Annotated in this window: 20 protein-coding genes; 16 read left to right on the forward strand and 4 right to left on the reverse strand. The window is 46.0% G+C overall.

Annotated elements, in window-relative coordinates; translation table 11 throughout:
* Positions 1–29 precede the first annotated feature (29 nt).
* From LPA26_RS02595 to LPA26_RS02630, 8 genes are all read left to right on the forward strand, one after another.
* Positions 30–314 carry a metal/formaldehyde-sensitive transcriptional repressor gene (locus tag LPA26_RS02595; RefSeq protein WP_229007218.1) on the forward strand — a complete coding sequence of 95 codons (285 nt, stop codon included), beginning with the start codon at positions 30–32 and terminating at the stop codon, positions 312–314.
* A gap of 216 nt (positions 315–530) precedes the next feature.
* Positions 531–2615 carry a TonB-dependent receptor gene (locus LPA26_RS02600; RefSeq protein ID WP_229007219.1) on the forward strand — a complete coding sequence of 695 codons (2085 nt, stop codon included), beginning with the start codon at positions 531–533 and terminating at the stop codon, positions 2613–2615.
* 282 nt (positions 2616–2897) lie between these two features.
* Positions 2898–4250, forward strand: a complete 1353-nt coding sequence (locus tag LPA26_RS02605) for an SMP-30/gluconolactonase/LRE family protein (protein WP_229007220.1) — start codon at positions 2898–2900, stop codon at positions 4248–4250.
* Positions 4251–4281: 31 nt separating this feature from the next.
* Positions 4282–5169 carry a dienelactone hydrolase family protein gene (locus LPA26_RS02610; RefSeq protein ID WP_229007221.1) on the forward strand — a complete coding sequence of 296 codons (888 nt, stop codon included), beginning with the start codon at positions 4282–4284 and terminating at the stop codon, positions 5167–5169.
* Positions 5170–5572: 403 nt separating this feature from the next.
* On the forward strand, positions 5573–6082 hold the full coding sequence (locus LPA26_RS02615) for a DUF6644 family protein (protein WP_229007222.1): 510 nt from the start codon (positions 5573–5575) through the stop codon (positions 6080–6082).
* Positions 6083–6108: 26 nt separating this feature from the next.
* Entirely contained in the window at positions 6109–6585 is a 477-nt protein-coding gene (locus LPA26_RS02620; protein ID WP_055871671.1) for a DUF6644 family protein, read from the forward strand.
* Between the two features lie 31 nt (positions 6586–6616).
* Positions 6617–7231: a cytochrome c gene (locus LPA26_RS02625; protein WP_229007223.1), complete on the forward strand. Its 615-nt coding sequence runs from the start codon at positions 6617–6619 to the stop codon at positions 7229–7231.
* A 114-nt stretch (positions 7232–7345) separates the two neighbouring features.
* On the forward strand, positions 7346–7918 hold the full coding sequence (locus LPA26_RS02630; RefSeq protein WP_229007224.1) for a hypothetical protein: 573 nt from the start codon (positions 7346–7348) through the stop codon (positions 7916–7918).
* Between the two features lie 2 nt (positions 7919–7920).
* Here the strand turns inward: LPA26_RS02630 and LPA26_RS02635 are convergent, their stop codons facing one another.
* Positions 7921–9339 (reverse strand): PepSY domain-containing protein, encoded by a 1419-nt coding sequence (locus LPA26_RS02635; RefSeq protein WP_229007225.1) that lies wholly within the window; start codon positions 9337–9339, stop codon positions 7921–7923.
* Positions 9340–9362: 23 nt separating this feature from the next.
* The gene (locus tag LPA26_RS02640; protein WP_229007226.1) at positions 9363–11495 is read right to left on the reverse strand and encodes a TonB-dependent siderophore receptor; all 2133 of its coding nucleotides are present in this window, start codon (positions 11493–11495) and stop codon (positions 9363–9365) included.
* 342 nt (positions 11496–11837) lie between these two features.
* On the opposite strand from LPA26_RS02640, the gene LPA26_RS02645 reads away from it, so the two are divergent.
* The 8 genes from LPA26_RS02645 (at position 11838) to LPA26_RS02680 (ending at position 20601) form a co-directional block, all read left to right on the forward strand.
* Complete coding sequence (locus LPA26_RS02645; protein WP_229007227.1) at positions 11838–12953, forward strand: sigma-54-dependent Fis family transcriptional regulator; 1116 nt, start codon at positions 11838–11840, stop codon at positions 12951–12953.
* 267 nt (positions 12954–13220) lie between these two features.
* The gene (locus LPA26_RS02650) at positions 13221–14066 is read left to right on the forward strand and encodes an energy transducer TonB (RefSeq protein WP_229007228.1); all 846 of its coding nucleotides are present in this window, start codon (positions 13221–13223) and stop codon (positions 14064–14066) included.
* 12 nt (positions 14067–14078) lie between these two features.
* Positions 14079–14807 (forward strand): MotA/TolQ/ExbB proton channel family protein, encoded by a 729-nt coding sequence (locus tag LPA26_RS02655; RefSeq protein WP_055871688.1) that lies wholly within the window; start codon positions 14079–14081, stop codon positions 14805–14807.
* Positions 14807–15211 (forward strand): biopolymer transporter ExbD, encoded by a 405-nt coding sequence (locus tag LPA26_RS02660; RefSeq protein ID WP_055831195.1) that lies wholly within the window; start codon positions 14807–14809, stop codon positions 15209–15211. Before LPA26_RS02655 ends, LPA26_RS02660 begins: the two co-directional genes overlap by 1 nt.
* 97 nt (positions 15212–15308) lie before the next feature.
* Positions 15309–15689 (forward strand): DUF6152 family protein, encoded by a 381-nt coding sequence (locus LPA26_RS02665; RefSeq protein ID WP_229007229.1) that lies wholly within the window; start codon positions 15309–15311, stop codon positions 15687–15689.
* Positions 15690–15731: 42 nt separating this feature from the next.
* On the forward strand, positions 15732–16532 hold the full coding sequence (locus tag LPA26_RS02670) for a hypothetical protein (RefSeq protein WP_229007230.1): 801 nt from the start codon (positions 15732–15734) through the stop codon (positions 16530–16532).
* A 33-nt stretch (positions 16533–16565) separates the two neighbouring features.
* Positions 16566–17597 carry a hypothetical protein gene (locus tag LPA26_RS02675; RefSeq protein ID WP_229007231.1) on the forward strand — a complete coding sequence of 344 codons (1032 nt, stop codon included), beginning with the start codon at positions 16566–16568 and terminating at the stop codon, positions 17595–17597.
* A 358-nt stretch (positions 17598–17955) separates the two neighbouring features.
* Positions 17956–20601 carry a TonB-dependent receptor gene (locus LPA26_RS02680; RefSeq protein WP_229007232.1) on the forward strand — a complete coding sequence of 882 codons (2646 nt, stop codon included), beginning with the start codon at positions 17956–17958 and terminating at the stop codon, positions 20599–20601.
* 159 nt (positions 20602–20760) lie between these two features.
* Here LPA26_RS02680 and LPA26_RS02685 read toward each other — a convergent pair whose 3' ends face one another.
* Positions 20761–21549, reverse strand: coding sequence for a hypothetical protein (locus LPA26_RS02685; RefSeq protein WP_229007233.1), 789 nt, complete (start codon positions 21547–21549; stop codon positions 20761–20763).
* A gap of 277 nt (positions 21550–21826) precedes the next feature.
* On the reverse strand, positions 21827–22291 hold the full coding sequence (locus LPA26_RS02690) for a hypothetical protein (protein WP_229007234.1): 465 nt from the start codon (positions 22289–22291) through the stop codon (positions 21827–21829).
* Position 22292 lies beyond the last annotated feature (1 nt).

Genomic DNA, 22292 nt, shown 5'->3' on the forward strand with positions numbered 1-22292 from the left:
TGCCCCCGGCATTATTTTTAAGGAACACCATGTCTCACATCACGGAAAATAATAAAAAACTTGGCCTGCGCATTAACCGAATCAAAGGTCAAATCGATGCGCTGGAAAAGTCACTATATAACGGGGTGGCATGCGCTAATTTTCTGCACCAGGTAGCTTCAGTACGCGGCGCAATTGACGGTTTGATGTCAGAAGCATTGGAAGGACATATCCGCGAGCATTTGGGACATGCGCACCAAAGCGATGAAGCTGGGCACAATCATCAGGAAGACCTGGATGAAGTGATCAATGTGCTCAAAACCTATCTCAAGTAACTCCTGCCTACCAGTCCTGCTCTTGTAAATCATACATCTGCTACAAAACTGTGCAGATTGCAACAACACATGTCCGTATTCATTCTGCTAACTGATTGATTTTATTGACAACCATGTTTGGCACAACTCCTGCTATCCCAATCCCCTGATAGGGAAGCCCCCTATCCATTATTATCATAGTCGCTTTTGTCTTAACGAAATAAATAAGGGATTTAGATGTATAAGAAGAATAATGGCTGGTGCTGGTTGATGGCACTATTGGCGACCGCATGGACAACTTCCGTAAATGCTGAAGCCAAAGATACATTACCGGCCATTGAAGTCAGAGCCGAAATCCATGCATTGATTGGGGTTGCGGATTCTGCTTCAGATGGCAAAGTGACTGAAAAACAATTGGCGCACCGGCCATTCTTGCGCCCCGGTGAAGTGCTGGAAACTGTGCCTGGTTTGATCGTCACTCAGCATTCGGGCGATGGCAAAGCCAACCAGTATTTCCTGCGCGGCTTTAATCTGGATCATGGCAGTGACTTTGCTACTTATGTGAACGGTATGCCTATCAATATGGTCAGCCATGCTCACGGCCAGGGATATATGGACCTTAATTTCCTGATTCCGGAACTGATAGGAGGCCTGCGTTACCAGAAAGGCCCATATGCCGCTGAAGATGGAGATTTTAATACCACTGGTTCGGCGCGTATCCAGTACAAACGCTCGCTCAAAACGCCTTTCGCAGCATTGACCGTTGGCGAATACCAGTACCAGCGTTTTTTGACAGCCGGAAGTGCTGAGTGGAACGGCCGCCAGCTGTTGGGTGCTGCTGAACTGGTTGGGTATGATGGCCCGTGGGACCAGTCGCAAAACCTGAACAAGGTCAATCTGCATGGCAGTATCAGTGAAGGGACAGCCAGTGACGGTTACACCATTACTGCCATGGCCTATAAAAGCACCTGGGTAGCCAGCGAGCATGTGCCCCAACGGGCCATTGATAGTGGCGAGATTGGCCGTTTTGGTACCTTGGTTCCCAATGATGGCGGCAAAACTCATCGCATCAGTTTGTCAGGTGAATGGAACCAGAGTGATGAGCGTTCTTCAAGGAAAATCAATGCCTGGGTGATCGACTATGGCTTAAACCTGTTCAGTGCGCCATCAGGTTATATCAACAGCCCTGATGGCGACCAGCATGAGCAGGAAGATCACAGAATTCTGTTTGGCGGCCAGGCCGAAAAGCATTGGTTATTACCTGTGGGCTCGTTTAATACCGAAGTGATTGCCGGTGCGCAGTTGCGCCATGACCGCATCGGAGCTCTGGGTTTGTATGACACGGTCAATCGTGTGCGTACCAATACCGTCAGTCAAAATAAGGTTAACCAGACCGGCAGCGCTCTTTATACTGAACTGAAAACGCCTTGGTTATCCTGGCTGCGCACCAATGTCGGCTTACGGTATGACACCATTTCTGCCGATGTAAATGCCCGTGGCGGCCAATTCAACCTGGCGAATGGCGGCAGTGAGACTGCACATCAGGTTAGCCCTAAGTTGGGTTTAGCGATCGCACCATTCAATCAACTTGAATTTTATGCTAACTGGGGCCGCGGTTTCCATAGTAATGATATCCGTGGTGCCGTCATCACCAATAATGCAGTTGATGGCTTGCCAGCCGAGCGGGTGCCATTACTCGCCAAAAGTACAGGCGGTGAAATAGGGCTGCGTGCAGCACCATTTGAAGGATGGCAAACAGCATTGGCAGTGTGGCAGGTAAAATCTGCTTCCGAATTGGTGTTTGTTGGCGACGAAGGAATCACTGAACCACGCGGTAGTTCACATCGTTACGGGGGTGAGTGGACTAACCATCTGACTTTGTCAGATTATTTCTTCCTGGATGCCGATCTGGCGTTATCAAAAGCCAGGTTTGACCGTGAAGAAAATGGTGGCCGTCATGTGCCTAACGCTATCCCGGTAAGTGCATCGCTGGCGGCTAACTATGATGATGGCAGCCATTGGTCCGGCGGCATCAGGGTACGTTATATCGGTTCTTATGCATTGGAAGAAACCGGTACGCAAACATCATCTTCATTTTTGACAGCAAACGCCAGGCTGGACTATCAATTCAACCCACACTGGCAACTGTCTGCCAGCATCCTTAATCTATTGAATCGCAAGGCAAATGACATCGAGTATTGGGGCGGCGCCTGCTCGCGTCAGGATGGGGCAGGTTGCGGCGGTGGACAGGGCATTGATGGACGTCTGGTTCATCCGCTGGAACCACGCACATTACGCGTAGGTTTGCGCTACAACTTTTAAGACTAATGATTGTTTCTAATGCAACATGCTGATACGGCAACTGTTGCATAGTAAACAGCCTGGTAAATCCCTTTGAATGGCACGTGATTAACGTGCCATTTTCATTTTATAAAATTCCTTTTCAGATCAATTGATTAGATAGAAAAACTCCAGGCCTGAAGCTAGTCATCCCACACTTCAAAAGCTGGCACGCAGGTTGCAATAGTAATGGCCGATATCGCATGTCATGGTCACGGCTATGCATGTATTGCATCACTCTGTTAGACCTATAAAAGGATTACAATGAAAAAAATTCACCTGGTAGTGGCTTCACTATTTCTTTCTGCGGCAACGTTATCTTATGCCGGCGGTGTAAGTAACACTGGCGCAACAAATACTGCACCCGCCAATACACAAGAAGCGAAAAAACCACCTATCTCAAAAAAACTGGATAAAGCGGATGTGGATGCCATCCTTGCCAAACCTAGCGACTACGTGCTGATCGATCTACGTCGCCCTGATGAGCTGATCAAGATTGGCGGCTTTCCTGTATACCTGAACATCCAGTCCAAAGAACTTGAACAGTACCTGGATTACATCCCTAAAGATAAACAGATCGCTACTATTTCCAACCATGCCGGTCGAGCCCATGCAGCTGCTGATTTGCTGATTGGGAAAGGCTACAAAGTAGTGGGTGCGATTGGCGTGCAGGATTACGAAGCACAGGGGGGTGCACTGACCCGCATTACACCGCCAGCGCCGAAGTATGAAGTAAATGCCGATATTCCAGGCGTAGTCGCCAAAGGCACGAAATACGAGTTTCTTTATGAAGGTTTTGAAGGCACTGAAGGTCCTATCACTTTGCCTGACGGTTCGGCTATCTTTACTGAGACTCGCGCCAACCGCATTACACAATTAAAAGAAGACCGTGGTGTTTCGATTTTCCTGCAGAACAGTAACGGTTCTAATGGCCTGGCATTTACACCAAAGGGTGACCTGATCTCGGTGCAAAACCTGAAACCGCAAGTAGGTATCGTTTATCCGGCCGGCCATGAAAAAGTGCTGTCTAACAACTTTGAGGGCAAACCTTTCCAGCGTCCGAATGATTTGGTGCTGGACAAAAAAGGCGGCATTTACTTCACTGACATCGGTGTGATACCCAAGCCTGAAGAAAAAGATGCGGAAGCAGCCCGCCCTGCGGTGTACTACATCACGCCTTATGGGAAAACTACCCGTGTTATCAATGACCTCAAGCGTCCTAACGGTGTACAGTTGAGCACAGATGAAAAAGTATTGTACGTGGCCGATACTGCCAACCAATACCTGATCGCCTACGACATTAAGGCTGATGGCTCATTATCCAACAAGCGTGATTTCGCCAAGCTGGATGGTTACCAGAAAAACCCGGCAGGTGAGTTTGCCAGTGGTGCAGATGGTATTGCGATTGACGCTGAAAACCGTGTCTATGTGGCTACCAACTCCGGTGTAGAGGTATTTTCTGCCAAAGGTGAGAAGCTGGGTATTATTGCTTTGCCTAACAAACCACAGAATCTGGCTTTTGCCGGCAAGGACAAGAAAACCCTGGTGGTAGTTGGCCGTGGCGCCGCTTATCGTATCCCATTGCTGGCGCAAGGCTTCCTTGGCCGCGCTAAATAACCATTGATCACAGACATTACGGAGAATTTGAATGACGCAAAAAACAGCGAAGGATTTTCATCCGGAAGTATTGGGGCTGTTTGACAAGTTTGTGCACGGGGATATCAGTCGGCGTGACTTTCTGAACCAGGCTGGTAAATATACAGTTGCTGGGGTGACTGCGAGCGGCCTGCTGGCGACTTTGACGCCCAAATTTGCCCAGGCCAAGCAAGTCGAAGAGTCTGATGTGCGGATCAAGGCAGAGTACATTGAAATTGATTCGCCGAATGGTTACGGCAAAGTGCGCGGCTATCTGGTCACGCCAGCCAATGCCAAAGGCAAGTTGCCGACTGTGCTGGTTGTGCATGAAAACCGCGGCTTGAACCCGCATATTGAAGATATCGCGCGCCGTTTGGCTGTGGATGGCTTTATCGCATTTGCCCCTGATGCCTTATTTCCGCTCGGTGGATATCCTGGCGATGAAGACAAGGCGCGTGAACTTTTCCAGAAGCTGGACCAGGCTAAAAGCCGTGAAGATTTTATTGCCTCAGCGGCTGCACTAAAAAAACTGCCGCAAGGTAATGGCAAAGTCGGGGTGGTCGGCTTTTGTTATGGCGGCGGTATTTCCAATTTTCTGGCGACTAAAGTCTCCGATCTTGGGGCAGCAGTCCCTTTCTATGGTGGGCAGCCTGCTGATGAAGAAGTCGCCAAAATCAAGGCGCCTTTATTGCTGCATTATGCAGGTCAGGATGAACGCATCAATGCTGGTTGGCCTAAATATGAGGCCGCACTAAAAGCCGCAAAAGTGAATTATCAGACATTTATTTACCCTGATGTCCAGCATGGTTTCAATAACGATACAACGCCGCGATACGACGCGGAAGCTGCAAAGTTAGCCTGGGGAAGGACGGTGCAGTTTTTCCGTCAACACCTGGCCTGACTATCTCCCCGCAGCAATTAAGCTGACATCAGTAAATTGCTGCAATCTCTGTGTATGTTATGCCCTGATTAAATCCCTCTTTAATGGGGCAGGGCGTAGCATACCTTTTCTTTTTTTAGTCCTTCTATTTTTACTCATTGCTGGGTAATCAACACCCTCTCGAGCCATTTGTTGCGCAGGCAACAGCCGCTTCCTGGTGTCACCATCATTCAATGTGAGGTTTGTTGATAAATGATATATAAATCATATACTTAAATAAGTGTTTTGTTTGGGCTAATTGATGGCATGGAGTCTGCTATAGCCATAGGGGATAAGCCTATAAAACAAGTGTTGAAGCGGATGATTGCTACTAAATACTGAGATTTGGGCCTAATCGTATCAGCTACTATTTTTAGGGACATTCATGACCATTATTCAATTTCTACAAATTCTGCATGACTCAGAGTTTGGTACCAGTGTGCGCGAATCACTGTATCTGTTTCCGTTGCTGGAAGGCATTCATTTGATCGGGCTGGCACTATCGGTGGGCTTGATTATAGCAACTGATCTACGACTGATTGGGGTGTTCCTCAAGCAAGTGCCCGTCAATGAAGTGCTGCATAATTTCAGGCCTTATGTGTTGGTGGGTTTCCTGATCACCTTTGTCACCGGCATTATTTTGTTATGGGCTGAAGGCCCGCGTATCTGGGAAATACCGGTTTTCCCACTCAAACTGGCACTCATTGTGGTCGCCGGTTTCAATGCACTTTGGTTTGAACTGAGGTTTGGCAGGACTGTACAAGTATGGGGTCAGCAGGCTCAATTTCCGGCAGGCGCCAAGCTGGCAGGCTGGGTTTCGCTGATTTCATGGAGCGGCGTCGTTATTTTGGGGCGGTTGATTCCATACCTTGAAGCAACCCAATCCAGATTCTAATCTTAAGTAATTGCGAGAACCAGATCATGACCACAGAAGCTTTTTTTAACGAACTTCAAACCAATCAGGTAAGCCTGTATATTTCGCAGCTGAATGCATTTGCCGGTGCAGTTGCACAACTGTTTCACATACTGGGATTCCTGTTGATTTTAACTGCCGTATTAATCGTAAACCTGCGCCTGATTGGGTTTGGATTGCGCAAGCAACCCATTCCTTACCTGGCTAAAGTCACTAATCCCTTGATCCTGGCTGGATTGGTACTGGTTGCCATATCCGGCTTGTTTATTCTTTTGCCGAGCGCGTCATTGTATTACCCGAATCCTGCATTCTGGCTGAAGTTTTATCTGCTGGCCGCGGTACTGGTAGTGCATTTCACGATCACAAGGCTGGTGACGCGTAAAGAGAATCCAAAACCTGTGGTCGCAATATCCGCAGCAATACTGAGCCTCACCCTGTGGTTTGGGGTTGCATTTGCAGGACGTGCAATCGGTTTTTTGAATTAGACTACAATCGCAATAGAAAGCAAGTTTATACATGAATGTAAAGGTAGTGTTTTTAACCACGTTTTATCTGGTGATTACTGCGTGCAGTAAACAAACAACAGAAATACCGGACGGAATCAAACCATTTGGCACCTTGCAGGAGCTGATGCTTTCGGTGATTGACCCTCATGTGGACCCTATCTGGAATTCCGTCTCCACTACGGTTACAAAAGAGGGAGTTGAGGAAAAAGCACCTGCTACAGATGCAGAGTGGGCTGTACTCCGGCAGCATGCCATTGCGTTGATAGAGGCCGGTAATTTATTGCAGATCCCTGACCGGCAGGTTGCGGTGACCGGGGCCAGTACTTCCATACACCCTGTTGAAGAGGATCCCAAAAAGATTGAGGAGCTTATCCGCAATAATCACGCTGATTTTGCCTTGAAAGCTCAGGGGCTGCAGGAAGCAACCAAAATTGCGCTAATCGCAATTGATGAGAAAAATCCTGAGGCTTTGCTTAAAGCTGGCGAGGGTATAGAAAAAGCTTGTGAAGCTTGCCACTCTGCCTATTGGTACCCGAATGATAAGCGCCCTGTTTCATGGAAGCCATTAGGTCAGGCTGAGTCAGGGCTATTCGCACGTTTAATCAAGCTTGCATATGTAAGTTAGCAATTCGCTGATTGGCTCAACCGGAATAGCTTCTACTTTTTCAGAAGGCTATTCCGGTTTTTTTGTTTCAGCTAAACTCATTGATGAACCAACTGTTAAAGCGGAGCCAACACCATGTCAAAAAATATCGTGGATGCCAATTACCGGTTTATTTCTGCTTCGCAAGAGGTGAATGCCCGCATTACGCAACGGCAGCAAGCCCTGACCCTGTATGTGACGCTGACAGTCAGTTTGCTTGCAGCCCTGGTGGCACTTAAACCTTCTGGTGCAGCGAGTGACCCTTTACCAATAGAATGGTTGGTGCTTGGATTCCCCGTGGCTTCGACTAGTCTTGCATTCCTGGATTACAAATCAGAACGAGCAATTACCAATCTGCGCCGTTTCCTGTCTGAGCTTGAGAGGCTGGATAATGCCCATACGCATATGCCAAGCTATAACACTGACCCGAAATGGGCGATGGGGGCCAATAAGGCCCGCCGTTTTCATGATTATGCTGCGGCAGTATTAGTAGCAGGAGGAAATGCTATCGGCTTGGGCGCGTTTGTCAGTATTTATCCGGAGCAGATTGTTGAGCATCCGGCTATGATATTGATTGCCATAGCAGGTGCGGTAGGTTCATTAGTCGCTCTGCTGTGGATTCCCAAATGGAGTTATATTCCTTCTGAGGTGCGCCGCAATCATTATTAGGTTTAACGCTGCAATGCCAAACGTTTAAAGCCATAGTAAAGGCCAGTGAGACTAATAGTCAGCCCGGCGATAGATAGCAGAATAATTAACAACCTGCGCCAAAATTGCGGTTCAATCCCCGGGAAGTTCCATGTGTGCAGTGCCGTAAACAGCCATCGATAAGATCGGCTACGTGTATCCTGGCTGGAAACGATTTCCCCTGTGACTGCATTGATGTAATAGCTCACATTAGAGTCAGCCGCAAAACTGGCGCGCGCGATAGGAAGGTGCTTGTTATCCGGTGTGTAATAGGCGTCCCCTTGTTCAGGGATCCATTCGATAGATGTCAGAGATGCTGTTTGTAAATCCCTGACAGCTGCCTGTAATTGTTGCAGTGTGTATGCAGGCAATGCATTGCCGCTCACCGCGTCTATCCTTTGGGTCTTATCCAAAATATGGCTAATGACACCTACTTTTCCCGAAAATGAGGTCCATTCAAGGAGTTTTGTCTCGGCCGAAAAATGATCTGGTAGTCGGTAATCATCTAAAGAAACCGGCTGGCCTTGCCAGTTATGTAATTCTTGATCGGATAAACTGCGGTCAGACAGCCAGTTCATCGGTGTCATCGAAAGCCAGCCGCTGAATAACCAGGTAAATAAAAACAACCCCAGTGCATAACCCGCAACATGATGTATACGCATAAGGCCGCGATAGGGGGTATGACGATTTCGGCTATAACGTGAAGCCAGCCGCATTCTTAACATGCCTATCCAGATGCCAATCGCCGATAACGCAATACCAAAACCGGCGGGCCATAAAATCACCTGTCGCCAGACGTCTCTGTTAGCGCGCAACTCTGTGAAATAAACCCAGTGGGTGATTGAACCCAGCCAGTTCCAGAATCTTTCATGCCGGCTGGTTTCAAGCACAACCTGGCCGGTACGGCTGGATATATATATTTCTGACTTGCTGTCGTTATCGAGCGAAACTTTATAAAGCGCGCGGTGTGGATTCAGCCTGCCGGAAAAAGACCACTGATCAAGTGCAATCAAACTCACTTTACTAACGTGTTCCGCCGGTTGGAAAGCCAGTGCATTACGGATAGCCATTTCACGATCAATGACAACTCTACTCCCGGAGTCGGCCCAGACCGCACGCCAGTGATCTTTTAAAAAATAGTATACCGGCCGGCTTTGTTGCATCTCCAGCTGGATTTTTTTGGGAGTTGTCTCTAGAGATTGTCCAGAAATTGAATGCCAGGCAGTTTCGGGTGAAACCTTTACTAAGTCGCGCTGTAATGTCTGCAGGTGACCCAGCTGTTCTTCATTTGTGAGAGAGGGGTAGCTGACAAATAACATCACTACCCCGGATAGCAGCCAGAGCACGACGAGTGGGCCAAGAATAAGGCCTAGCCATCGATGGGTAAGATACAGATATCGCAAAACAACTAACTCAAGATGCTTGCTTAAAAGTTAAACTCGCCTCTAATTTCGGCACGGCGAGATTCACCAATGAGAAACTGCTCGGTATCGTAAGAGACAGCCGCATACAACTTATTGGTCAAATTGCGGATGCTGCCACGCAGTGTGATATTTTTATTAATGTGCCAAGCTACATTAGCGTCATAAACGGTATAGCCAGGCAATTTTGTCGTATTTGCATTATTCGAATAACGTTCACCAACGAAACGTGCACCTAGTCCGGCTTGCCACAATGGTTGCTGGTAATAGACCCACGCATTAGCTACACGCTCCGGAACATCAACTGGGATGTTGCCTGCACGCGAAATACCCGCACTACCTTCACGCAATTCGTCATATTGAGCATCCAGAATAGCAAGGTTAAAGTCTGTGCGCCAATGATCAAGCGGTAATAATGAAGCAGAAAACTCTATGCCCCTGGATGATTGCTTACCACCCTGTACCGTCTGCGTTGGGTTGCTGGGATCACGCGTGAGAATATAATCCTTGCTGATATCGTAGATAGCCACAGTAAACTCGCCTTTCCGATTCTCGAGCACATGCTTGATACCAATTTCAGTCTGCTCTGCCGAGGTAAGTTTAAAGTTGCGATTGTTTGAACGTGTGCTAACAATCGTAGAGACAGGGTCAGAACCTTGACTCCATTGACCATATAGTGATGTGTTCGGTGAGAACAAGTAAGTAGCACCCAGACGGAATGAGAAGGGAGAGAACTGCTTGTTGTAATCAGTGGTTCTGTAAGGAAGGATGGCAGTATGATCGAGGTCGATCCAGTCTTGGCGAAGACCTGCACTTAAGGTTAGATCAGGCGTAATGCGAAATGCGTCTTCTACAAACAAGGCTTGTTGCACTGTATTGGAGGTAAATTCCTTTAGCGTTGGGTCTATGGTTTGAAACAAGCCAGGATTGCTGTTGCTAATATCAACCGTACTACTCGGGTCATTGCCCAGGTAGAAGTTGTCAAAATACTGGAAATCAACTCGAGCAACTTCATAGCCTACAGACCATTTGTTTTCATGATTCCAAAGATCACTCGTGCCGGCGAGAATAGTCTGGTTGCCCAGCTGCCTTTGTTTGTGCTGTATCTCGGTATAAGTGTTCCTGTCGACGGTATTAGGAGTAGTGCCTAAAGCGTACAATTCAACTCCACGCCAATGCCTGCGTGAGTTAAACCAGTACGCTGTGTTAGTAAGTTTCAAAGAGTCTGAAATATCCCATTCCAACTTGGCTTTCAATCTGTCATCCAGGAATTCTTGAATAGCATTGTCTACATTGTAATTCTCGTCACGCAGCTCACTTTTAATCCGGCCATTCTTTAATGGGATGCCAGTGTAATTCATAGGATTTTCATCACTATGATCATAGATAAAGTTCAGCTTGAGCGTATCACTTGGCTTGATCTCAAAATTAGTCATTAGCTTGTGACTGTAATAACGTCCATCATCCACATGTCCCTGACCGCCCGAAGCCGATGCATCAATACGTACGGCGGCTACTTCACCCACTGGTGCTGTGCCGCCTATCCCTAAACGATAGGCGCCTTGTGTGCCACCACTCACCAGGCCTTGCAATGAAAATTCGCGGTTTGGTGCTTTGCGGATGCTGTTCACAATGCCGCCGACTGAAGCGTCACCGAACAGTACTGATGCCGGGCCACGCAATACTTCGAATCTGTCATAGCCCCAACTATCGGAGGGGTAGGTGATGGTCGTAGCCGCGACTAGCAAACGTATCCCATCTTCTGCCTGGGCTACTGAGTTGTTGCCGGTGAAGCCACGGGCAGAGTAAGCAACACCGGTGCCCAGGTTGCTAATATCTGTGAAACCAGTAGTTCGGGAAACAGCTTCGCGTATGCTGAAATCGCCACGAAGTTTCACTGTTTCGGCATCCAGTGTTTCAACACTGGCGGGTGTTTCCAAATTGGTTAATCCAAGGCGGCTACCAGTACTGGTTTTCGCTTTCAAATTAATAGACGACTCTTGTTCTTGTTTACCTTTCACTTCTACAGCGGGTAACTCCTCTTCAGCGGCCATTGCTGGTTGAAATTCTGTTAAAGCTGCCAGTGATAAAAATAATGCAGATAAATACGAATATGAGGGCTTAGCTCGGCGTGACATGAATCAATTCTTTCTAGTTATAAATACAGTTATTTTTATAGGGGGGTGGCCTATATAAATAGGGGAGGCGCCTATAGTACCCGATTCATAGCAGAATGTGTGCCATCTTATTAAAAACTCTTTTAATCAATGGCTTGTATGATTTTCGCTTTTTATTTTAATGTTGCCTCTGTTGATTTTGCAGCAATTGACTATTGAGAACTGTTGCAGCGCAAGCAGTAGAATTGCCGATTTTTAATAACTATTTGATATAACTGAATGACAAAATGTTATTTGTAATTATTATGTAGCAAGCGTATCTTTCACGTTTTTGAAAATAAATACCACGTGACGGATACACAAATGGCGAGAAATGATCGTGACAATGCGGGCGAGGGAGTATGGACAGCATCCGAGTTTGATGAAAACCTTTCGGGAGAGGACAAGATTGTTCTTTTTCCCAATCCACAACGTTTAAGTTTATCCGTTAGAGCAAGCGCACTCATTTATTCTGATGAGAAATCGAAACAGTTACTTTCTTTGATTGAAAAGGTAGCACCAAGTGATGCTACTGCTTTGATTAAAGGTGAAACTGGGACGGGCAAGGAGTTGGTAGCAAGACATATCCATAATTTAAGCCCAAGAAAAGCGGGCCCATTTGCGGCCATCAATTGCGGTGCCTTTTCAGAAACATTGGTTGAAAGTGAATTATTCGGTTACGAGCGTGGTGCGTTTACCGGCGCCGTCGGTTCCAAAAAAGGATGGTTCGAGACTGCCAACGGCGGGACTTTATTCCTGGATGAGATCGGAGATTTACCTCTCTCCACCCAGGTGAAGTTGCTCAGGGTTTTACAGGAGCGTGAAGTGACGCCGATAGGATCCCGAAAACCGGTTCCAATTGATGTACGGCTGATAGCTGCGACCAATGTAAACCTAGTGGAGGCCGTGAATGCAGGCAGGTTCAGGGAAGATTTGTACTACCGGATTAAAGTGGTCCCCATTGAGATCCCGCCTTTGCGAGATCGTAAGGGGGATATTTTGCCTCTGGTTGAACATTTTCTGGAGGTCTATCGCAATCGCTTGCATACGGTGAAGCCGCAACTGACAACAGACACAATTAAATTGATGAATGATTATCCATGGCCGGGAAATATCCGCGAGCTGGAAAATGTCATTCACCGGGCATTACTGGTGTGCGACGGCAAATTGCTGAAGCCATCGGATTTGAACTTGCCAAGTTTGCAAAGTCTTGCAGGCTCCGGGTTAAGCAATAGTTTGTCACTTGAAGATCAGATGGATGCTTTGCTCAGTGAATATATCAAACTTGAGCCAGATGAATTGCTTGAGAATTGCGTTAAAAGAATTGTGCTCAAAGCTTATGAATATTCACACCAGAACCAAGTGCAAACGGCGCGGGTGCTGGGGATTAGCCGTAATGTGTTAAGGGCTTATTTAAAGCAATACGGCATTATTCAGTAATTACTTTTGCTAGTTTTTAACAGGTAGTCTCAAGCGCCACTCAAAACAACGAGTGGCTTTTTTGTAGCCATGAGGACTGTTTGTCACGCAACAGTAGTTGTTTCTACAGAGACAGTTAACCATTGGAAGAAATGCGATTTATGTCTTAACCAATTGAATATTAATGGGTTTTTATGTTGGCACAAAAATTGTATATATAAAGCAATATTTCATGGATGTACAAAGCAAGAGATTATGCATATGTACGCTTGCTTAAGGGAATAATTGATGTCGAGTTCACTAAGTCGTTATGTAGTTGATGCATTTGATGACAAAACTTTTAGCCAGTTGGCAAAGCCAACGGCACAATTGGCTGCAAAACTGGAACGGATTGCTATCAAGCAAGGGTTGCAGTTTGATGGCGAGCTAAAAAAGAGTGTTTACATTTGGGCTGGTACAGGCATTGTTTTACTGCACCTGGCTGCCGTATGGGCATATCTTAATTACGAGCAGCCTCCTTTGGTTGTTGAACCTAAGCATGAGGTGGCGATTGAGTTTATCAAACCTGAAATTCCACCGCCGGTGGTAGAGCCGCCTCCGCCACCACCGCCTCCGCCGCCACCAAAAGTACAGAAAGTAGCACCGCCGCCACCCCAGCCCATCGCAGCACTTAAAACGGCGCCTGCGGTTGAAAATGTGGCGCCGACTGATTTGACTGTGCAAGAAAACACCAAGGCAGAGGCAACCAGTGCGCCGGTGATGGCAGCCAGCGGTCCGCTGGACAAAAGCGCACCGATACCTGAAGTAGCGCCACCACCAGCACCGCCTGCACCCAAGGTTGAAGAACCTGTAACAGAAGCTTCTGCTAACGCAGGCTATTTGAATAACCCCAAACCTGATTATCCCGGTGCGGCATTAAGAAATGGGTGGGGTGGAACAGTCATATTGCGTGTACGAGTGTTGGCAAGTGGAGCCCCTGAGAGTGCAACAGTCAAAAAATCAACCGGTAAGAAAGTACTTGATGATGCGGCTGTAAATACTGTCATGAAATGGACTTTCGTACCCTCTAAGCGTGGCAGCACACCTATCGATGGCTGGGCTACTGTGCCAATTATTTTTAATCCTGAACAATAAGGAATTTAGATTATGTTAGAAGTATCTTCATCAACATCTGCAGTCGTACAAGGTGTATTGATTGCATTAGTCATCGGCTCAATTTTCACCTGGGTTTTGATTTTAATTAAGGCCTATCAGGTGTGGCTGATCCGCCGTCAAAACGTTAAATTCCGTGGCGCATTCTGGTCTGCATCCGATTTGAATGCAGCTTCCAAGTTAGAAGGGCATGCAGGCCCTGCTTATCGTGTCGCCCAAGTGGGTTTTCATGCACTAAAAGAGTTTGATGCTTCATCAGGCGCTGGTGGGGATTTGCAGCACTCCGGTGACCGCCAGGATGTACTAGAGCGTGCTTTAAAGCAGCAGATTAAAAAAGAGCGTTTTATCCGTGAAGCCGGCCTGGTAGTACTGGCCAGTATTGGTAGTACTGCGCCATTCGTCGGTCTGTTTGGTACGGTGTGGGGCATTATGCACGCGCTGACTGACATCAGCCGCCTGGGCTCTGCCAGCCTTGAAGTCGTTGCAGGCCCGATTGGTGAAGCATTGATAGCGACTGCAATTGGTATTGCTGTAGCGGTGCCGGCGGTGCTTGCCTATAACTTCTTCCTGCGCCGCTTGAAGACCAGCAGCGACAACCTGGATGATTTTGCCGCAGACTTGATCAAAGTATCCCGCCGCGTGACTTTCCAGCCACGTATTGAAACTGGCAGTACAACTCAAGAAGCTAATGTAGTGCGTAACCTGAAAGGAGCGATAGCTTAATGTCTTTTAGTTCAAGCGATGGCGACGACGTCCTGAGTGAGATCAACGTAACCCCATTAGTGGATGTGATGTTGGTATTGCTGGTGGCATTTATTGTGACTGCCCCGGTGATGACCAATGCAATCTCCGTGAATTTGCCTAAAACGGTTGCAACCAAACCTACCGACCAGCTTAAACCTGTGACATTAAGTGTAGACGCCAAAGGCGATGTTTACGTGGATAAAGACCAAGTGCCCTTGACCGAGCTTGAAAGCAAGTTGAAAACGATTTACCAGCAACGTCCGGAACAGGTGTTTCATCTGAGTTCAGACGATGAAGTGAATTATGGGTCTGTTGCAAAGGTGATGGCGATAGTGGAACGTGTTGGCATATCCAAATTGGCTGTATTGACTAAAGCTGAGTAATACAAGCGTAGAGAAAATAGTGGAGATTTAAAGAATGACTAAATTAAATAGTTTTGTGTGCTTTAAGGGGACTTTAGCCGTCATAACTACCGGCTTAATGTTAAGTGCACAGAATGTGACTGCACACCATGCTTTTTCGGCAGAGTTTGATGCTTTGAAGCCGATTGAAATTAAAGGTGTGGTCACCAAAGCCGAGTGGGTGAACCCGCATAGCTGGGTATATGTAGATGTAAAAGAAGCCGATGGCACAGTCAGCAACTGGGGATTTGAGTTTGGGGCACCTTTCAGTCTCAAACAAAAAGGCCTGACCAAAACTGTGTTGCCATCAGGTACTGAAGTAGTCATCAATGGTTATTTATCGAAGAATGGTAAGAAATTCGCCTATTCCACTTCTATCAAATTGGCCGATGGCCGGGTATTCCAGACTGGCGGTGCACAGGACGCACCAGCATTGCCGTCTGCAGGTACCACTAACTAATGTCACTGATGACAAAAAATTAAAAGAATGGGATTTCAGTTGATGCTTTTAAAGATGCAATCCGGGCAACGTGTGAAAGAAATAGCGACCTTGCTGTCTTTCATGGTGTTGGCCTTTTTTTTACCGGTCGATCATGTATTTGCCCACGATACCAAAATTCCTCGCGGAGCTGACAAAAAACCGGATTTTTCCGGTATATGGGAGACCACCAGTTCGGCAGATGAAGATTTGGAGCCGCATATTGCACGCGCTGATGCTTCTTCTGGTGTGGGTGTGGTGGAGGGTGGAGAGATTCCTTACCTGCCGCAAGCTCTAGAGCAGCGAAAGAAGAATTTTGAAAACAGGTTCACCGCAGATCCACGCTTGAGAGGTGCCACGCTCGGCGTACCACGTGGCATCTATTACCGTGAACCCATCCAGCTATTCCAGCGGCCACGTGATATCACTATCGTGCATCAATTTGGACACTCGGTACGCACTATACACACCAACAATACCGAGCATCCTGATGATCCTAACGACTGGTGGTTAGGCGACTCCCGTGGTCATTGGGAAGGCGATACCCTGGTTGTTGACGTGAAGCACTTTAATGACAAAACCTGGCTGGATCGTTCAGGTAACTTTCACAGTGATGCACTGCACGTTGTGGAGCGCTGGAAGCTGGCTGATGCTAATACGATTGAATACAAGGCCACGATTGAAGACAAAAATGTGTTCAGCCGTCCATGGAACATCACTGTTTATTTGCATCGCCACCCAGAAAAAAACTTTCAGCTCATTGAAGATTACCGCTACACCCTCGAGTACGAGCAACATTACCCGCCAAAGCCGGACACTAAATAGCTCAGTAACTCAGTTAAAACAAATGAATGGTCAATGAATCATATGATGAAACATGGTATTAAGCGCTTTTCAGGGTACTCCAGTATTTTCCTTGCTTTGTGCGCAATGGCAGCGTCAGAGTCATCGCTGGCTGCCGATGAAGCTAAGAGCAAGGCTCAGCCAGTAGCTGCAACACCGGTTGTCACGCCACTTGGTCAGACCAGGATTGCCCGTGAAACTTCATTTCCTAAACTGGTCTCAGGAAAATGGAGTGGTCCGCGGTTGCCGGATGGCCAACCTGACATTAGTGGCTTGTGGTCGAACACGATTGGTAATCACAGCAATCTGGAAGACCCGCAAGCAGGGGTGATTTACGAAGCCAGAAAAAAACCACTGGGGCCACGTGAAGAGCGGGCACCAAGCCGAATCAGCGATCCTCAGGATGGTAAATTCCCTTTCCAGCCATGGGCCAAGGAAAAGGTGGAACAGTTCAGAATAGGCTTTCATAACCCCACCAACCCAGGTCATGTAGAGCCAAACGCACGATGCGCACCTGGCGGCGTGCCAAAATCTTTTTACTGGCATGGTTATGATATTTTGCAATATCCTGGGTATGTATTGTTTGTATTTGATAACGGCAGCCGCATTATTCATCTCGACAACAAGGCGCATCTGCCTTCCAAATTAAAACTATGGAACGGTGATTCCAGAGGGCATTGGGAAGGTAATACACTGGTAGTTGATGTGAGTAATCATAACGGAAAAGCACTGTTCGGACGCTCAGGTGAGTTCGTCAGTGAGAATGCCACTATTAAGGAAAAGTATATTTTTTCTGACGATGGCAAACGTTTTAATTACGAAGGCACGTTTGATGATCCGACCATCTATACACGTCCATTTACCATCACCATTCCTGCCATCAAATATACCGAAGCGGAGGATTCTGATGGCTGGAACCTGGAAGCCCGCTGGGCAAAAACTAAAACCAGCGCCAAGTATTTGGAACATGATGAACGTATATGCTTTGAAAACAATGGTGGCTTCGGTTTAGGTGCAACAGATACGCCACAGGTATTAGTTAAATAACAAATATTTCCAAGTTCATCGACTGATAAAGCCCGGTTTAAACTGGGCTTTTTTTTATGGTATTTGTAGCTTTATTCGATATAAGGGAAATGAATAAATGATCTTAATCTTAGTAAAATTTTATACATAACTCAGAGTGAAAAAAGCTGTTTCCACAGCAACAATCGCTAAAGATTATGTTGGGTGAGATGCAGTATTTTTAAATTTACAAAGATATTATTTTATTAAAATAAAAAATAAATTTCAATAAAATCAAGCAGATAAAAGATTATATAACATCATTCTTTTGTATGGTACGCATCTTGCGATAAGGCATGCGTGACAAAGTTTTAAAACTTACTATAAAAGGGATGATGTAATGCAAGACATTAATACAGGGACACACGCCAGACCCAAGATTATTGCCAAACTGCTTTCCACAATGGTGTTTGGAAAACACCATTCGACAGCAGTTTTCCGCGGCACCGCATTTACTGTATTGGCTGGACTTTCACTAGCAGGTTCTCTGGATGCATACGCGGCTGAGAAAGACTCTAAAGAGATCAGAGATAAAATCATTCAGCTTGAACAAGCGCTTGAAGATGCCAAAAGAGAATTGAAAGACCAGACTGGTGAAGAGCCTGCAAGCTCTGCAGAAGCCACTGGCAAAGCAGAAACAGCTAAAAAGACTGAACCAGAAGATCAGAACCTGCTTGGTTCCGTTGTCGTGACATCTCGTAACCGTGCAGAGATAGCGCAGGATGTGCCGATCCCTGAAACCATTATCAGCGGTAAACAGATTGACCGTGACCGTATTTTTACTATTGATGATTTAACCAGGGTTACGCCAGGTTTGACTGCAACAACACCAAACGCCCGGCGTTCCGGTATTTCAATCCGTGGTATCGGTAAGACTACAGGTAGTGAAAATGCTGAATCCGCAGTGGGTATAGTAGTGGATGATATTTACCTGAGCCAAGTAGGGATGTCTTTCCAAAACTTTACCGATCTCGACCGTGTAGAGGTTTTGCGCGGCCCCCAAGGTACATTGAAAGGTAAAAATACTACCTTAGGCGCAATCAACTATGTAAGCCGTGCACCAAGTTTTACAGAGCAGGGTTGGCTAGAACTGGAAGCAGGTGGCCGCCTTAGTGAAGATGCTTCTCCTTCTGGACAGAAAGCACGCGGCTCTTATAGTAATGCTATCGTAGATGGATTATTAGCATGGCGTGGTTCCTTCTTCGTAGATAAGCAAGGAGGTGACCGTGACAATGTTTTCATTGAAGGTGGGGAGTTTCATGAAAAAAATCGCCTAGGGGGAAGATTGCAGTTCCTAGTTACTCCCACTGAAAATATCACTGCTAAGATCAACCTAGACTCCGCAGTCGCGAATGAACTGAGCAATACCAAAGCCAAGATCGTTGATCCGATAGCCAATCAAAGACTGAGTCATACTGGGCGACTTTCTCGAGCATGGTTTGATGGCGGCAATTACAGACCAATTATAGGTAAAGACAATATAGATAAAGTCGAAATTAATGCTGCACAGCCATTGAAAACATATAACCGTGGTATTGCTGCAACCGTTGATTGGAATCTGGGTCCGGTCACTTTGACTTCCATTACCGGTAGCCGTAAATACCATTTTGATGCGCGGAACGATAACGAAGAAACAAAGTTTGATATTGCGCGCGGAGGTACATTGGTCGATGCCAGACAGTTCTCACAAGAATTCCGTCTCACTTCAGAACCAGGAGGTCTGCTGGACTACCAAACTGGTGTGTACTACCTGAATGCATCTGCTGACACAACTTCACGTAATTTGTATGGTGAAGATGCTGGTGCATTTTATTTTGGAGGCACTGATGCGGAATTTGATGCACTCTTTAACACGGCTGCTGGCCGTGAGTTGCTTAGAAACTCTCTCGACAATGTATATGCAACCAATCGGCAGATATCTAAAACGGACAGTAAGGCAGTGTTTGGTCAAATCAACTGGCACCTAACCGATAAAGTCGATTTAACAACTGGTTTGCGTTTTACCCATGAACAGCGTAGCAATAGCATATCCAAAAGCAATACTATGTATGATGGTTCGGCGCTTACGCCACTGACAGGCGCAACAGCGCCTATTACTGCGATACGTACTTCGGTGCTTGGCAACACTTACGGTTACAGAGACGGCGAGTTAACTGAAAATTCAATATCATGGTTGTTAAGTCCGAGTTATAAATATAACGAAAACGTAATGTTTTATGCATCTGCCGCTGGTGGTGAGAAATCTGGAGTAGTTGCTTTCCGTACTAATAACGGTGCACGCCTCGATGCTGAGCCAGAGAAGTCTTTAGATTTCGAACTGGGTTTTAAGAGCGTGTTATTTAATAGACGTTTGTTGTTGAATGTCAACTTGTATAACACAGTAGTTAAAGACTACCAAGCTAACACAAGTACTTTTGTAGGTGTCTCACCAGGTGTGCCTACTGGCTATCGTTCTGATTTTGGTAATATTCCTGAAATTACTGCGCGAGGTATAGAGTTGGATGGTGCATTTAGCGCTACATCTAATCTGGTCTTTAACTTTGGTGCAGCCTATAACCATGCGGTATATACAGATTGGGAAGAAGCGACTTGCCCTCAAGAAAGCAATGCTGCCATTTGCGATAATACTGGCAAACAAATTGTAGGTGCACCAAAGCTGACAGGTATCATAGGCGCTGATTATCGACTACCACTTCCTGGTGGCTTTACGGGCCATGCTTTCTTTAGCACAGTGTTTCGCTCCAAACAAAATCTGGAGGCTCAATTGTCGGAATATGGTGAAGTTAGTGGTTATTCAGTCACAGATGGTGGTATTGGTATTATTACCAATACCAAAAACAAATTTGAACTTAATCTAGTTGCCAAAAACCTGTTTGACAAACGTTATACTACCAGCGTTAATAACTACAACAACCAATATCCAGTTGGTTGGGATGGTCTTGGAACATTCCGTTATATCGGATTAGTGCTTAAAGGTACGCTGTAATCATTACTTAATAAAAATCGCCCATACAGGGCGATTTTTTTGTCTCTGACTAATCAAGCTTTTCTATTTAAAATGTTATTTGTTACCAGCAGGGTGAATATTCCTATCACATAATGAAATACAAGCTTAAGTACGACCATGCAGCTTCAAGCGAATCAATCACGAAACACTCACACCCAACTCATTTAATCTGTTCAGTTCAGTCGTATTTTCTGAAGTATGGCATTCTAAAATTTCCACATCTTTATCTTTAAAAGTCAATTTCTCGACTGTATTGATATTGCTGGCAAACTTGCTATTGAGTTCGCCGCATTTGTGGCTTCTTTTATTGACAAAGCTGAGATACTCTTTTTTTCTAGACTCCAAAATTGAGGCAGGGGCTGAGCTATCATTGATTAGCTTTGTGAAAGCACTACGCAGCCTCAGTTCAGAAACGCTCCAGATATTAAACACTAGCATGTTTTTTTGAGGCTCTTTCAGAGTTGGTTGTTCTGCTTCATGATTAGCTGCAGTCTCTGTGTTTGCTTCGGTATGCTGAAGTTGGTTACCCGCCGCTGATTCAGGTTGCTGAGTGCGAGTCACAATCACTGTAGCTTTTGTTTCGTTTTTCTTACGTTTTTTGGGCGAGGGTTTTGACTCGGGTAAAGGAGCCTCAGGCTGTTCTTCTGCGGGAGTATCTACTTTTGGCGTTTCAATAGCAGCAATTTCAGGTGTAGTCACCGTTTGGACACGCATATCCTGCGTAGAGAGTAGTGTGCTCCCATCTTCCTGCGCAATCAAGCCAAATATGATCACTCCAATCACGCCGATGAGAAAAATATTTAGTTTGCCAATTTCTACCAGGCCTTTTTCACAATGAAAAGGTTTTAAGGAGGCGTTATTTCCTTTTACAAACTTTGTATGATCAACCTTGATATGAGATTTTTCAGGGTGAAACGTGCTGCTCATTCATTTGTTCCAATGTATCTTCGTTCAATGTCGCCACAATGCCTTAAAAGTCTCCAAGACTCAAGGTTTTTGCACTTGATTACCAGTCAAATGCTGCGTGGTTACCTGATTGAATTAATCGATAGGTAAACAACTCTTGGTCTTTTATTGTAAATGCTTTAGTGAAATATTGATGCCTGGAATAAGATTGGAAATAGGCTTTAAACTATGTATCTGTGATAAACCTGAAATACACCAGTAGAGAGCCTTTTTAATAATAAAGGCGATTGACGCAATTTTATTTTGAGATTGAAAGTTCTACACCGCTTGCTTCAGCAAGGCGGACGATGGAAACATGCTCCCTCTCAAACGCGCTGAGCAGTTCTTTCAGGGTTGCATTGGAGAGAGCTTCATCGATATTTAAAGACAGGAATTGCAGGTCTGCCAAGACACCGAGCACGACCAGGGAGTGACGTTCTTTGAAGTTAATGCGGTCTATAAATATGGCCTGGATATTTTTTACGGAATTGCAAGCTCGGCCAACTGCTGAAAGCAGGTCCCAACCCACTTCACGGATAGCGAAATCATAATTGGCGCCATCGGCGATGGCTTCAACTTCAGCACGGTCAGTAAATAAATAATCGACGCTACGATATTTGCTGGAAAAGGCTACATGGGGTGCTTTAATTGTTTCGGCTGCTAATAACAAATCAGCAGTTAAAAAACTGCTGATGATTAGTAAACTTGAAATTAGCTTTCGCATT

This window comes from Methylophilus sp. Leaf408, assembly GCF_916856905.1.
Classification (GTDB): domain Bacteria; phylum Pseudomonadota; class Gammaproteobacteria; order Burkholderiales; family Methylophilaceae; genus Methylophilus.

Coding starts and splice junctions, on each gene's coding strand:
- LPA26_RS02595 (WP_229007218.1), top strand. CDS start 30: ATGTCTCACATCACGGAAAATAATAAAAAACTTGGCCTGCGCATTAAC.
- LPA26_RS02600 (WP_229007219.1), top strand. CDS start 531: ATGTATAAGAAGAATAATGGCTGGTGCTGGTTGATGGCACTATTGGCG.
- LPA26_RS02605 (WP_229007220.1), top strand. CDS start 2,898: ATGAAAAAAATTCACCTGGTAGTGGCTTCACTATTTCTTTCTGCGGCA.
- LPA26_RS02610 (WP_229007221.1), top strand. CDS start 4,282: ATGACGCAAAAAACAGCGAAGGATTTTCATCCGGAAGTATTGGGGCTG.
- LPA26_RS02615 (WP_229007222.1), top strand. CDS start 5,573: ATGACCATTATTCAATTTCTACAAATTCTGCATGACTCAGAGTTTGGT.
- LPA26_RS02620 (WP_055871671.1), top strand. CDS start 6,109: ATGACCACAGAAGCTTTTTTTAACGAACTTCAAACCAATCAGGTAAGC.
- LPA26_RS02625 (WP_229007223.1), top strand. CDS start 6,617: ATGAATGTAAAGGTAGTGTTTTTAACCACGTTTTATCTGGTGATTACT.
- LPA26_RS02630 (WP_229007224.1), top strand. CDS start 7,346: ATGTCAAAAAATATCGTGGATGCCAATTACCGGTTTATTTCTGCTTCG.
- LPA26_RS02640 (WP_229007226.1), bottom strand. CDS start 11,495: ATGTCACGCCGAGCTAAGCCCTCATATTCGTATTTATCTGCATTATTT.
- LPA26_RS02645 (WP_229007227.1), top strand. CDS start 11,838: ATGGCGAGAAATGATCGTGACAATGCGGGCGAGGGAGTATGGACAGCA.
- LPA26_RS02650 (WP_229007228.1), top strand. CDS start 13,221: ATGTCGAGTTCACTAAGTCGTTATGTAGTTGATGCATTTGATGACAAA.
- LPA26_RS02655 (WP_055871688.1), top strand. CDS start 14,079: ATGTTAGAAGTATCTTCATCAACATCTGCAGTCGTACAAGGTGTATTG.
- LPA26_RS02660 (WP_055831195.1), top strand. CDS start 14,807: ATGTCTTTTAGTTCAAGCGATGGCGACGACGTCCTGAGTGAGATCAAC.
- LPA26_RS02665 (WP_229007229.1), top strand. CDS start 15,309: ATGTTAAGTGCACAGAATGTGACTGCACACCATGCTTTTTCGGCAGAG.
- LPA26_RS02670 (WP_229007230.1), top strand. CDS start 15,732: ATGCTTTTAAAGATGCAATCCGGGCAACGTGTGAAAGAAATAGCGACC.
- LPA26_RS02675 (WP_229007231.1), top strand. CDS start 16,566: ATGAATCATATGATGAAACATGGTATTAAGCGCTTTTCAGGGTACTCC.
- LPA26_RS02680 (WP_229007232.1), top strand. CDS start 17,956: ATGCAAGACATTAATACAGGGACACACGCCAGACCCAAGATTATTGCC.
- LPA26_RS02685 (WP_229007233.1), bottom strand. CDS start 21,549: ATGAGCAGCACGTTTCACCCTGAAAAATCTCATATCAAGGTTGATCAT.
- LPA26_RS02690 (WP_229007234.1), bottom strand. CDS start 22,291: ATGCGAAAGCTAATTTCAAGTTTACTAATCATCAGCAGTTTTTTAACT.